Source organism: Tunicatimonas sp. (assembly GCF_049647865.1).
Taxonomy (GTDB): Bacteria; Bacteroidota; Bacteroidia; order Cytophagales; family Cyclobacteriaceae; genus Tunicatimonas.
Genome location: NZ_JBARYM010000104.1, coordinates 1 through 12,824 on the forward strand (window position 1 = coordinate 1; position 12,824 = coordinate 12,824).

Annotated in this window: 10 protein-coding genes; 2 read left to right on the forward strand and 8 right to left on the reverse strand. The window is 43.6% G+C overall.

Annotated features, from left to right (window positions below; translation table 11 throughout):
- Positions 1 to 102: 102 nt before the first annotated feature.
- Entirely contained in the window at positions 103 to 2,871 is a 2,769-nt protein-coding gene (gene leuS, locus WBA23_RS03470) for a leucine--tRNA ligase (RefSeq protein ID WP_424580855.1), read from the forward strand.
- Here the strand turns inward: leuS and WBA23_RS03475 are convergent, their stop codons facing one another.
- Together WBA23_RS03475 and WBA23_RS03480 are read right to left on the reverse strand one after the other, a co-directional pair.
- Complete coding sequence (locus WBA23_RS03475) at positions 2,872 to 3,141, reverse strand: hypothetical protein (protein WP_424580856.1); 270 nt, start codon at positions 3,139 to 3,141, stop codon at positions 2,872 to 2,874.
- Between the two features lie 281 nt (positions 3,142 to 3,422).
- Positions 3,423 to 4,826, reverse strand: coding sequence for a sulfatase family protein (locus WBA23_RS03480; RefSeq protein WP_424580857.1), 1,404 nt, complete (start codon positions 4,824 to 4,826; stop codon positions 3,423 to 3,425).
- Positions 4,827 to 4,897: 71 nt separating this feature from the next.
- Between WBA23_RS03480 and WBA23_RS03485 the strand changes: the two genes are divergently transcribed.
- Complete coding sequence (locus WBA23_RS03485) at positions 4,898 to 6,514, forward strand: ATP-dependent DNA ligase (protein ID WP_424580858.1); 1,617 nt, start codon at positions 4,898 to 4,900, stop codon at positions 6,512 to 6,514.
- Here the strand turns inward: WBA23_RS03485 and WBA23_RS03490 are convergent.
- The 6 genes from WBA23_RS03490 to WBA23_RS03515 all read right to left on the reverse strand — a co-directional run bounded on the left by WBA23_RS03490 (position 6,497) and on the right by WBA23_RS03515 (position 12,681).
- Positions 6,497 to 7,327 carry an HAD-IIB family hydrolase gene (locus WBA23_RS03490; protein WP_424580859.1) on the reverse strand — a complete coding sequence of 277 codons (831 nt, stop codon included), beginning with the start codon at positions 7,325 to 7,327 and terminating at the stop codon, positions 6,497 to 6,499. The two genes, WBA23_RS03485 and WBA23_RS03490, sit on opposite strands and share 18 nt — an antisense overlap.
- A gap of 164 nt (positions 7,328 to 7,491) precedes the next feature.
- Positions 7,492 to 8,793, reverse strand: coding sequence for a mannosyl-3-phosphoglycerate synthase (mpgS, locus tag WBA23_RS03495; protein WP_424580860.1), 1,302 nt, complete (start codon positions 8,791 to 8,793; stop codon positions 7,492 to 7,494).
- 105 nt (positions 8,794 to 8,898) lie between these two features.
- Positions 8,899 to 9,021 carry a hypothetical protein gene (locus WBA23_RS03500; protein WP_424580864.1) on the reverse strand — a complete coding sequence of 41 codons (123 nt, stop codon included), beginning with the start codon at positions 9,019 to 9,021 and terminating at the stop codon, positions 8,899 to 8,901.
- Between the two features lie 150 nt (positions 9,022 to 9,171).
- Positions 9,172 to 10,398, reverse strand: coding sequence for a site-2 protease family protein (locus tag WBA23_RS03505; protein ID WP_424580861.1), 1,227 nt, complete (start codon positions 10,396 to 10,398; stop codon positions 9,172 to 9,174).
- Positions 10,395 to 11,021, reverse strand: a complete 627-nt coding sequence (locus WBA23_RS03510; protein ID WP_424580862.1) for an HAD family hydrolase — start codon at positions 11,019 to 11,021, stop codon at positions 10,395 to 10,397. Before WBA23_RS03510 ends, WBA23_RS03505 begins: the two co-directional genes overlap by 4 nt.
- A gap of 151 nt (positions 11,022 to 11,172) precedes the next feature.
- Positions 11,173 to 12,681, reverse strand: coding sequence for a SpoVR family protein (locus WBA23_RS03515; RefSeq protein WP_424580863.1), 1,509 nt, complete (start codon positions 12,679 to 12,681; stop codon positions 11,173 to 11,175).
- Positions 12,682 to 12,824: the final 143 nt, after the last annotated feature.

Consider the following 12,824-nt stretch of genomic DNA (forward strand, 5'->3'; position numbering starts at 1 on the left):
GGATACAGTAGATAAAAATCCTTAGTTTTTACTTTTTCAATTCCTAAAACCTAAACTCTCAATAGACTATAACACCAAGCACCATAATACAATAACACCATCATGGCAGAGTATAATTTTCAGGAAATAGAAAATAAGTGGCAGAAGCACTGGCGAGACAATAATATTTACCAAGTTTCGGTCGATCCAACCCGCCCTAAATATTACGTATTGGACATGTTTCCCTATCCGTCAGGAGCCGGGTTACACGTAGGTCATCCGTTAGGTTATATTGCCTCAGATATTGTGACTCGTTACAAGCGTCTGAAGGGTTTTAACGTGTTGCACCCAATGGGCTTTGATTCGTTCGGGCTACCTGCCGAGCAGTACGCTATTCAGACTGGGCAACATCCGGCGATTACGACCGCCCAAAATATTGAACGCTACAAAGAGCAATTAGGTAACTTAGGTTTTTCGTTCGATTGGGACCGAGAGGTGCAAACCAGCGATCCGGATTTTTATCGCTGGACCCAGTGGATTTTCATGCAACTGTTTCAGAGTTGGTTTAATCAGACATCAAATCAAGCTGAGCCTATTGATTCGCTTATCGCTCAGTTTGAGCAAAACGGCAATGCTTCGGTACAAGCCGCCTGCGATGAAGATACTCCTGCATTCACGGCTGAAGAGTGGAGCAGTTTCTCGGAAGCCGAACAGCAAAAGATGCTGCTAAACTATCGTTTGACCTACTTAGCCGATACGGTGGTGAACTGGTGCCCGGAATTAGGAACAGTCTTGGCCAACGATGAAATAAAAGATGGCTTCTCGGAGCGGGGCGGCTACCCAGTAGAGCGCAAAAAGATGAAGCAGTGGATGATGCGGATCACCGCCTATGCCGACCGGCTGCTGGAAGGTTTGGAAACCATCGATTGGACTGAATCGCTAAAAGAAATGCAACGCAACTGGATTGGTCGCTCTACCGGCTGCGAACTGGACTTTAAGGTTCAGGATTCAGATATTACCCTCACTGCTTTCACCACGCGCCCCGACACTACATTTGGAGTAACGTATATTACCCTGGCCCCGGAACACGAACTTATTGGCCAGTTAACGACGGATGAACAGGGCGAAGTAGTAGCGATATATGTAGAGAAAGCGGTGAACCGTTCGGAGCGCGACCGGATGGCCGATGTGAAAACTGTTTCGGGAGCGTTTACCGGCTCTTATGCTATCAATCCCCTTTCGGGCAAGCCGGTACCCATTTGGATTGCCGACTACGTTTTAGCTGGTTACGGCACCGGCGTGGTGATGGGAGTTCCTTCGTCCGATGATCGTGACTTTCGGTTTGCTCGACACTTTGATCTACCCATTGTTCACGTAATTGAAGGGACAGAGAGTCTGAAAAACCCAACTGAGATAAAACACGGAACCATTATCAATTCTGAGTTCTTAAACGGAATGGATTCGCACGATGCGATACAGGCCGCAATTGATAAGGCAGTGCAGTTAGGTTTAGGTGAGGCAAAGGTGAACTACCGAATGCGCGATGCCGTATTTAGCCGCCAGCGTTACTGGGGTGAACCAGTTCCGGTGTATTTTAAAGATGACATTCCTCATTTGTTAGATGAAGAAGTTTTACCACTAGAATTACCTCCGGTAGATGAATACAAACCTACCGAAAGTGGTGAGCCTCCATTGGGACGAGCGAGTAACTGGAAGTATAAAGATCAATACGACTACGAGCTAACAACCATGCCCGGGTGGGCCGGTTCGTCTTGGTACCAGTTTCGCTACATGGATGCTCAAAATAAAGAAGCATTAGTCAGCAAGGAAGCTCAATCGTACTGGAAAAGCGTAGATTTATACATTGGCGGCACCGAACACGCCACTGGTCATCTGCTCTACTCCCGCTTCTGGACCAAATTCCTGCACGATCGTGGTTACGTTACGGTAGATGAACCCTTCCAAAAACTGATCAATCAGGGAATGATCCAAGGGCAGTCAAGTATTGTCTACCGGGTGAAGGGCGAAAATAAATTTGTCTCATTTGGATTAAAAGATAACTACGAAGTAGCACCGATGCACGTAGATATTTCTTTGGTAACTAATGATGTACTGGATATTGATGCCTTTCAGCAATGGCGCGATGACCTAAGCAACGCTGAATTCATTTTAGAAGATGGAAAATATATCTGCGGTTCGGAAGTAGAGAAAATGTCTAAACGACTGTTCAATGTAGTGAACCCCGACGATGTGGTGGAACAGTACGGGGCCGATACGTTGCGACTGTACGAAATGTTTTTAGGCCCGCTGGAACAATCTAAGCCCTGGAGTACCAACGGCATTGACGGAGTATTCAAATTTCTCAGGAAGCTTTGGCGATTGTTTCACAACAATCAGGGCAACTTCTCAGTCAGTGATGACACTCCTACTCCCGACGAACTGAAAGTTTTGCATCGAGCCATCAAAAAAACGCAGGAAGATATTGAAGGCTATTCATTCAATACGGCGGTCAGCAGCTTTATGATTTGCGTGAATGAACTGACATCGCTCAAGTGTAACAAACGATTAGTACTGACGGATTTAGCACTTATTTTGTCCCCCTTCGCTCCTCACATTGCTGAAGAATTATGGCACTTGCTTGGAAACACTAATAGTATTACCCAAGCAAAATTCCCAACTTTCAATGAGGAGTATCTAATTGAAAATGTTCACGAATATCCTATTTCAATTAATGGTAAGGTACGGACTAAGTTGAATTTTGCGTTAGATAAGTCAAAGGATGATATTGAGCAGGCGGTTCTTCAGGACGAAACCGTACAACGATGGCTTAACGGAAAATCACCCAAGCGCGTAATTGTAGTGCCCAAACGAATTGTTAATATTGTGGTATAACTACTTTGGCTCCTCGTCAACAATCATCGGAGTATCTACTGAATCTACCGGGGCCATCATTGGGTCGCCCGAATTAAGCGGGTCAACGTAGGCTGAATCTTCCGATACTGGCTCACCAGGAGGAAATATGGTAACCATCTCTATGGTTTTGAGAGAATTGTACTTCTTGGGGTAGCTCATGTCAGCCATAATGCCGTAGCGGCTCTTATCAGTTACAAACTGCTTAGGCATAAAAGTAGTAGTATCCCCTTCAAATAGCGAAAAGTGCATAGTTCGCACGCTGTCATCCAGAATAAAGCTACTCTGAAATGCCGGGCATATCATTCCTCGGTGGCAAGCTGATAGTGCCAGTAAGATCAATATGTACCTAATGGTATGCTTGATAATGCTCAACGGTTAATATGAGAGCTGTTGCTCATTCTTTCCTTTGCAAATATTCGACTTTGATTTGCACTAAACTTGTAAATAGTTATACATAACTTACTCTGTTGCCTTTTGCGGTAATTAAGAGCAACTTTTTATTATATAACTGTTAAAACATTGCATTATTTTTATTCATTAGGCAATGGAGCGTACATTTCGGGGGGGCCACCCATAAACATAGCCCCGGTAACGCGGTCGGTATTATCGTACCTTCGGCGAAAATGGGGAGAAAAATCGCTAGTTTCTTTCATCCACTGCTGTAAAGCATCATAGTGTTTACGGATAGTCGGACGATATTCAGCGCGAAAAGCCAAGTTATTTAACTCATAGGGGTCGTTTATCACGTCGTAAAGCTCAATAACGGGGCGGGGCACCTGAAAGATTAGCGACTGAGCTTCGTTTAGCTTTCCTTCTTCCTTCCATCTCAACAACGATTGATGGGATAAACTACCAGCCAGATCAGCAGCCGTTCCGTGGGGAAGCTCAATATAGCTGTTCACGATTAGCTTGAAACTATCGCTACGAACACTTCGCATATGTTCGTCGCAATCGTGCCAGTTTCGCTCACTGAAAACGTACTTGTCAGCCACCGAACCACTTCCGTTAAATAGCGGAGCCATACTTTCAGAGAAGATAGCTTCGGGCTTTTCAACTCCGGCCAGGTCAAGAATGGTAGGAGCCAACCGTAAAGAAGTTAGCAAATTATCGTTGGTACTAGCCTCATTTATTTGCGCGGGCCAATAAACAATAAATGGGGTTTTAATTCCTTCATCATATAGCGTTCCTTTGGCTCGAGTAAAAGGTTTGCCATTATCAGTCATAAAAATAATTACCGTATTCTCTCGCTTGCCCCGATCCTCTAATAATGCCAATGAAGCTCCGATCACGCTATCCATTCGGCTGATTTCATCGTAGTACATTGCTAAATCCTGGCGGGTTTCGGGAGTATCTGCTAAATACGGGGGGATTACTACCTCGTCAGGATTATGTGAGTTAGTAATAGTATTCGGCTGATAGCTACGGTGGGGGTCAAAAAAGGCAAACCAAGTGAAAATGGGTTGATCACCAGCATTATTTAGGGCGGTAGCTAAATCTTGCCCCCGAGGGTTCCCTTTTCCCGGATTAAAATAATCAAACTGGTTCGTAGCTTCCTTACCGATATGCGACTTTCCCAGTAATGCGGTATAGTACCCCGCTGCTCCTAAATGATGCGCCACTGTTCTCTCGTCAGTGTCTAACGGAGTGTGTAAATCTTCGGTACGTAATGTATGAGCAAATTGACCAGTTAGTAAACTGGTACGCGTGGGACTACACTGCGGAGTAGGTAAAAATACATTGGTGAACCGAACACCTTCTGCTGCCAATTGATCAATGTTGGGAGTTTGAATAGATGAGTTGCCGTAACAACCAAAATCGCGCCATCCGGCATCATCGGCGATGAATACAATAATGTTAGGCTGGTCAGTCGTACTTTGAGCAAATGTAATCTGGAAGAGCAGAGAAAAGACAGTATAAAGAAAGAGTGTTCTCATGAAATCAGGTTCGGTTAAGGGTTACCGAGATACGAAACATTTACTAGTTTCACAAGTTGAATTTTCTGATTATGAAGCAGTTCGCCGATCTATTTGTTCAACTCGACCAGACTAACAAAACTAATGACAAAGTAGCATTACTTCGTAACTATTTTGCAACTGCGCCGGACCGCGATAAGCTTTGGACTATCGCATTTTTCAGCCATAAACGTCCTAAGCGCCCGGTCAACTCTACTCTGCTAAAAGCTTGGACAATGGAGCTTGCTGGTTTGCCTGAGTGGCTTTTTAAAGAATCATACTCATTTGTAGGCGATCTAGCCGAAACCATCTCGCTAATGCTTCCACCGCCTACCCAAACCCAAGATCAGCCTTTAGCTTACTGGGTCGACTACTTGCAAGACTTAAGCAAGCTGGAAGAAGATGAGAAGAAAGCACGAGTACTCGTCGCTTGGCAGCAAATGACACAGCCCGAAAAATTTGTGTTTACCAAGCTAATGACTAGTAGCTTTCGCATTGGAATTTCTCAGGGCTTAGCTATTCGAGCGTTAGCGGAGCAAGCTGACCTAGATAAAACTATTGTTGCTCACCGCCTGATGGGTGACTGGAATCCGAACGAAGTTTCGTTTGATTCGCTGGTTATGGAAGAAAGTAGGGAAGACAATCTTTCCCGCCCCTACCCTTTCTTTTTGGCGCACCCAGTTACTACCGAAGAGATAGAAAATTTAGGTACAGTAGATGAGTGGCAAGTAGAATGGAAGTGGGACGGTATCCGAGCGCAGGTGGTGGTGCGGGAGGAAAATCACTACGTATGGTCGCGAGGCGAGGAGCTAGTCACTGATAAATTTCCGGAGTTGGCTGGCTTTGCGCTGGATTTACCTTCAGGAACCGTTATTGATGGTGAGATACTACCTTATGCTGAGGGAAAAATTTTACCGTTCGCCGTGTTACAAACCCGCATTGGGCGAAAAAATGTGTCCAAAGCGATACTGAAAAAAGCTCCAGTAGTGCTAAAAGCTTACGACTTACTAGAGGGGGACGGCAAGGATGTTCGGGAGTGGTCTATGATTGAGCGACGTAAAAAGCTGGAAGAGGTTCATGAAGCAGTGCGTGACCAAGCTTCTTACTTTCTATTATCTAATAAAGTGGAGGCTGATAGTTGGGCAGATTTAGCATTAATTCGGGAACAATCTCGCTCATTAATGGCGGAAGGTTTTATGCTGAAGCGAAGAGATAGTCCGTATCAGGTAGGGCGAAAACGAGGCGACTGGTGGAAGTGGAAAGTTGATCCGCTCACCATCGACGGGGTGCTGATTAATGCGCAACGAGGCACTGGCCGTCGCTCGGGTTTATACTCCGATTATACCTTTGCCGTGTGGGATGAGTACGATGGGCAACGTCGGCTGGTTCCGTTCACTAAAGCTTACTCTGGGCTCACCGATCAAGAAATGCGTAAAGTAGATTCCTTCGTCAAACGAAATACGAAGGAAAAATTTGGCCCGGTTCGCTCGGTTACTCCCGAACTAGTTTTTGAGATTGGCTTTGAAGGAATACAAAAATCATCGCGCCATAAGTCAGGAGTCGCTCTGCGATTTCCGCGTATTTTACGGTGGCGGCACGATAAACCAGCTGATGAAGCCAATTCGCTGATAGAACTTCAGGAATTGCTAAACTTATACGGTAATCAGTGATTGAGCCACTTTTACCCACCCCTTGGGTCCTACGCCTTCTACTTTCTGAATGCGTTCATCGGAGGTAGTTAACCAAGTTCTATCGGGTTTCTGAACCAAGTAGCCGACATCAACCGCTTGCAATAAAGGTAGATCATTGGCTGAATCACCAAGTCCAATGGTGTGTACTTCGCCATATTCTTGATCAAATAACTCGGTCAGAACTTTAATCGCTTTCCCTTTGTCACTGCCCTGCCCCATCACGGTATGAAACTTCCCTCCCGACACGCAGGACAATCCACGCGAAGACAACAAATCTTGAAATTGGCGAAAGCCCTCACCTGATTTATCTCCCTTTAGTAAGGTTTCCGAAAAATCGCGAGTAGCCGCTCGTTGGACAAACGCTTCTTCTAGTCGGGTAATCATCCTTATTTCTTCTAGTGATAAATCAGCGTACCCCAAAAGTTGAATAGCAACTTCTTCCCTAGCTTGCTCAATTCCTTTTCTAACCGTTTGGTAACTTTCACCTAAGATAATAACCTTAAAATTACCTTCCGACACTATTTGATACTGACCCGAGAGTTTATCGGCTATGCTGAATGAAAAATATCCGTCAGGAATAAAGACGGCACTTCCATTTTCTACAATGAACGGATCAAGGTTGTTAAGCGCGTTCCGATAGTACTCCTGTTCAGCTTTGGTTTTAGAGGAACAAAACACCACCGGAGTTCCCTGCTGACGTAGTTGATGAACCAGTAGTGCGGCCGTCTGATAAGAGTAATCTTGAAAATCTAGTAGCGTTCCGTCCAGATCGGTAAAAACAACCGTTTTCATGCTAGAGCATATTTATGTTTTGTTTTTGTATACGGAAACCATGGATTTGGTCACTGAACGAGTCTATTTTTGAAGTCATAGCCAGAACTATGGCCGATGAAATAGGCAAAGTACAGAGTCTAAAAACAGATTTGCAGCTCAATGGATGAAATTTAAACCTACTTTTATTTCATTTCCAGTACTTTGTTCTGATCAGGCGGAAGCTCTCCGGTGTCCGCAATTTTTTCCCGCATTAAGCCGGGCGTATCATTCTTCACCTTTTTTACGCTGGTTGCTTTAAAGTGCTTAGCATATTCGTGGTTTTCTAATGTTTTGGCGAATTTCTTTAAATCAGCGTTACAGATAGCCGGATAGTACGATAACGTTTCAGGTAGCTTCTCACCGTTTTTTAGTAGTTTTCGATTGTATAGGTCTTCTAGAATTTCTTTCTTTAATGACTCTGGACAAATGGGTGAACGATAAATTACTTCCATCGCTGCTCGGCTCATATCCTGCACGTGCACATCCCCCTTTACTTCGTGCAAGTGCGGATTGCGAGATTCAATCTGAAATAGCTCAATACGATTTTTCATCACATCTTTCTCGGGGTTGCCAACAATGCCCCCGAAACGTTCCAGCATATTAATGTAGTGATACGGCTCAATGGAATAGCCGGACGAGAAATCTAGCTTAGCGGCTAAATCCATTGACATTGCGTGTTCACCAGCATTTCCAGTTTTGATAATTTCGGTTCCGTAGCCGGTGTACTGGCTAATCAGAGAATTTAGAATGCGATTGGTATATTCCGAAGCTCTTCCTCGTTTGGCAAAGAACAAGTTAGACTGTACAATTTTAGGCTTACTGTGCCAAGAAATACGCACCATCGAGTACCGCGATTTTGCTAACAAAAAGCCTGCACAATATTCTTTAACGTACTCGAGCACCGCACCCGGGAAGAAATTATCGGAGTCAATAAACCCAATGTATTTCCGTCCGGTCAGATTTGCCAGAATAGTTCCTAGAATCATTCCTTCAGCCTTGCCGTTCATCACATTATTCTCTTTGTCAAGAATATACTTGTAGCCCGAAGAAATACAGGCTTTAGCTAACAGTGGATCCTTCTGGTGGACTACTAAGATTTTTTTATTCATGAATCGGGCGGCGTGCTCAATAGCGTCCTTCTCAATATAAAACCGATCAATGGGTTCGCGAGGACTATTGGAAACCACAATAGTGAGGCAATCATTAGGAATACCGCAAAGTACTCCCTCAATAAGCTTTATTCGCTCATCCATCACTGGCACCACAATTACCATTTGCTGCTCAATAGCGTTAACCGATTCGTAGGAGAGACGAACGATGGTTGAATTTTCTTTCCCTTCATTTTTAGCTAGTTTCAGTCCGGCATCCAGCTCGTACACCTTTTGTACATCATGAAACATAATTGGCCCAAAACGCTCAACCTCGCGGGGTATTTCAATTCTCATATATTCTAGGTAAGGGTAAGGTGTGAAAGTAATCAATTCTTCCCAAATAGGTTTACCTCTCAGAAGAATTAACTGAATAGTAATCCGCTTAGGGTAGAATCTTTCTTATTCACACTTCCCTGAAGTATATTCGGTAATTCCATAGCTTTCGGCTACACAATCGTTACTGTACGTTTTACTGTTACACCCACAAACCGGAGAGTATATTTCGTAGCAGATACTAACCATCTTTTGTTTCTTGGCAAAGGTTATTGCCTTCTTCACAGGAGAAAAACGGGGCAGAGAGCAGCAGAATAAATACTAACTTCTACATAGTTTTTACCTTTTATCTACAAGACCCAAAAACTCTCTCAACGGTTGTAAGCTAATCTTTGCTGACTAGGAGAGCCCAAACGGATTGGGTGTAAAACATAATGCAAACACCAGCAAGGCTACCCAGCCCAGCACTTTGCGGGTAGGCGATAGTGGTTCATTTTCGAAAGTCACCGGATGATAGATACCCAGCAACCTTCCAATAAGAAAAGCAAAGAGCAGCCACCCGAAATATCCTTGCACATTAAAGTAAGAAGAAATGAAAAACTGGGCCGTAAAAACAGCTACGGCTACCATCAGATTGGTCTGAATGGAGCGAGTGAGCCGAGAAAACATGAGATATAAAAATCCGATGTACAGCGGTATCTCCCACATCAAAACTTCGGATGTATCTGCTAGGGTGACAATTCCTAATCCTGAGTAGAATACAAAGCTGATAAATAATGTGGCTGAAACTTTGCGGTGTAGTTGGCTACCAATTAAGCCGTAGAGAATATGTCCCCCGTCGAGCTGACCGATTGGAATTAAGTTAAGAGCCGTAAAAAATAGGGCTAAGTAACCGGCGAAAATCCAAGGATAGTGAATGATCTCGTAGGCGTTGGGTACCCAATCATCTTCCGGTGCCACATTTTCTTCAAAGAAAGTCATTAGTAAGTTACCACCCAGCGCAAACGTAGCATCGCTAGGTCCAAATCGCATTGTATCAGGCCAAAATGCGGGAGCAGGTCCAAACTGTTGCTCATAATCTTTTGTCAAAAAGAAGGTATCTTTTTGGTAGACAATCTCCTCAAAATTATCGCCGAAGTATTGGTATTCCGGATGAATTTCGTAGATATATTCTTTTTCTGGCAAATGGGTGAATCCGTAAAACAATACAACCAATGCAGCAATAAAACCCGCTAATGGCCCGGCAATACCAATATCAAAAAATTGCTTACGGGAATTGATGTGATCTTTGATGCGAATGACGGCACCCATCGTTCCGATAGAAGGTATTCCGATCAGTCCAATCCAACCCAAAGAACCAAACCAAAACGGAATGTAGTAAGGTAAGGTCACTTTTACTTTATGCCATTTAGCAGTAAAGTAGTGACCAAATTCATGGATAGTAAGCACTCCCAAAAATGGCAAAGAAAACGCAAAGCCCTTTACGAACCACTCCCAGGTAACCGGGTTCAAGTCAAAACCAACGAAGCGCATGTATTGCCACTCCGTACCGGCAAACGTAGTGGTCGTAAGTGTGATCAAGAAAAGTAACAACTGTATCCCCCAGCGACGATAACGTTTCTTCATGCGTTTTTGAAGAATGAAAGTATATCTAGTTGAGATGTAATTTGACCGGTTTGGATGCCTACCGCCTGAGCTGCGACTAGGTTTTCTTCTTTATCATCCAGAAATAGGGTTTCCTCAGATTTGAGTTGGCTATCGTTCAGTACGTGCTCGTAAATTTCCCGCTCAGGCTTTCGCATTTTTACTTCGTAAGAGAAATAAACCTTCTCAAAGAATGCGTGAATATTAGGTTTGCCACTCACATTTTCTACAATTTTGTTGAAAGCTGGAACATGAATAGCGTTAGTATTACTCAATACAAATAATCGGTACTTTTCGGATAGTTGCAGTAACAGTTCCAACCGGGCCAGGGGAATATCTAGCAGCATACTGTTCCAGATGTTATCGATCTGTTCATCGGCTAAGTCGGCGTTACCCGTCATCTCACGAATACCCGCGCGGAATTCTTCGCTACTGATCGTTCCTTTTTCGTAATCCAAAAACAAATCCACTTCATCAATTGAATTTTGCGACCAATCGGTATAGCGACTTATTGCAGCAAATCCGTCGAAGGTGGCTCGGGTATCTAAATTGATAACTACTCCGCCCAGATCAAATATAATATTCTTGATTGTTGATAAATCCATAGGTGGGCAAAGATGATGGGAAATTATTTCAATCCCAAGATTTAGGGTGTTATAGTGCGAAGTGTTCAGACCGCCGTGGAACGGTGTTCAGCATTACGGCCTCTACCTGAATGCATTAATACAGTAACACGTTAACACAATACACTTAAAGCTAACATTCATAAAAATCTTCATCAATGCCAGCCCGATTGCGGGAATGCAGTTCTACCGGAAACTCCCAAAGATAGCGAAGATGGCGAATGGTTTCTTCAGCCTCGCCTTCGTTTAATAGCTGATCATTCTGGATTTTGTGAATGAGCGTAAGTTTGCTGGTTTTGTGAGTATCCACACTTTCAACCTGAATATTGGGTACGCGACTGGAACGGTCGTACTGTTTGCTCAAGGCTTCCCGGATTTTCCGGTAACCTCGCTCATTATGAATTGACATAATCTCGTAGTGCTCTTCATCTTCATCATCCAGCACCGAAAATAGTCGCATATCGCGCATCACTTTGGGCGATAAATACTGAGCTATAAAACTATCATCGCGGAAGTTTTCCATTGCTAGATGTACTTCCTCCAGCCAATCTTTACCGATAAGGTTGGGAAACCAATTCCGATCTTCCTCGGTTGGGTCTTGGCAAATCCGCTTGATGTCCATAAAAATATTGAAACCTAGCGTATACGGATTAAGACCGGAAAAATGAGGGCTATTGTACTGAGGCTGATAAATAACTCCGCTGTGGCTTTTAAGAAACTCCAGCATAAATCCATCATCCAGATAATTTTCGTCGAAAAGCTTGTTGATAATATGATAGTGCATAAACGTGGCGAAGCCTTCGTTCATCACCTTGGTCATTCCCTGCGGGTAGTAGTATTGAGCTACCTTGCGAACGATACGGATAAGCTCTCGCTTCCAGACTGGGAGTTTGGGCGCATTTTTCTCAATAAAATAGAGAATGTTCTCTTCGGGCTCAGTTGGAAATTTCGCTTTCTTTTGGTTAATTTTCACTCGCTTTTTCAATCCTTCCGGCAGAGTACGAAGCAAATCATTATAGTTCTCAGCTTTGACTTTGGCTAATCTTCGTAGGCGCGCTTCTTCTTTAATTGAAGATAGTTTAGGTGGTTTTTTATACTTATCAATTCCAAAATCCATCAAGGCGTGGCAAGCATCCAATACCCCTTCCACTTCTTCCCAGCCAAATTCATCCTCGCAGCGAACCACAAAGTCACGAGCGAAAACCATATAATCAAGAATAGACTCGGCGGAGGTCCACTCTTTGAATAGGTAATTGTTTTTGAAAAAGGCATTATGACCCTGGCAAGCATGGGCAATTACTAACACCATCATGCAGGTAGTGTTATTTTCCATGTTGTAGCTCACGCAAGGATTAGAGTTGATAACCATTTCATAAGATAACCCCATTCTACCCTTCTGGTAACTGTTTTGGTTCATCACAAAATCCTTCCCAAACTTCCAGTGTGGATACGTGGTAGGCAACCCCACTAACGCGTAAGCATCCAACATTTGCTCGGAAGTGACAATCTCTATCTGATTAGGGTAGGTATCTAATTTAAAGTACTCCTTTCCTATCCAGTGAGTAATCTCATCAGCTGCCTGTAGCGTTTCAAAGTCCCAGTTAGGATCTTTAAACATTGCTCTATATTGGTCTTTATTCATTCTTTAGTAGTCAATGGTCTACAATACACAGAATTGATATGAATTAAGCAGCATTTTCTTTTACCAAATCTTTCTTTTTGAATAAAGCGCGGAACACGGGCCAAATTTGGCTTACCTCATTGATATTACGCATGGTGAAGTTT

What these genes read in the sequence shown, in the direction of transcription:
- WBA23_RS03500 (WP_424580864.1), bottom strand. Translation starts at nt 9,021, where the DNA reads ATGGTTAGTATCTGCTACGAAATATACTCTCCGGTTTGTGGGTGTAAC.
- mpgS (WP_424580860.1), bottom strand. Translation starts at nt 8,793, where the DNA reads ATGAGAATTGAAATACCCCGCGAGGTTGAGCGTTTTGGGCCAATTATG.
- leuS (WP_424580855.1), top strand. Translation starts at nt 103, where the DNA reads ATGGCAGAGTATAATTTTCAGGAAATAGAAAATAAGTGGCAGAAGCAC.
- WBA23_RS03490 (WP_424580859.1), bottom strand. Translation starts at nt 7,327, where the DNA reads ATGAAAACGGTTGTTTTTACCGATCTGGACGGAACGCTACTAGATTTT.
- WBA23_RS03485 (WP_424580858.1), top strand. Translation starts at nt 4,898, where the DNA reads ATGAAGCAGTTCGCCGATCTATTTGTTCAACTCGACCAGACTAACAAA.
- WBA23_RS03505 (WP_424580861.1), bottom strand. Translation starts at nt 10,398, where the DNA reads ATGAAGAAACGTTATCGTCGCTGGGGGATACAGTTGTTACTTTTCTTG.
- WBA23_RS03515 (WP_424580863.1), bottom strand. Translation starts at nt 12,681, where the DNA reads ATGAATAAAGACCAATATAGAGCAATGTTTAAAGATCCTAACTGGGAC.
- WBA23_RS03475 (WP_424580856.1), bottom strand. Translation starts at nt 3,141, where the DNA reads ATGCACTTTTCGCTATTTGAAGGGGATACTACTACTTTTATGCCTAAG.
- WBA23_RS03510 (WP_424580862.1), bottom strand. Translation starts at nt 11,021, where the DNA reads ATGGATTTATCAACAATCAAGAATATTATATTTGATCTGGGCGGAGTA.
- WBA23_RS03480 (WP_424580857.1), bottom strand. Translation starts at nt 4,826, where the DNA reads ATGAGAACACTCTTTCTTTATACTGTCTTTTCTCTGCTCTTCCAGATT.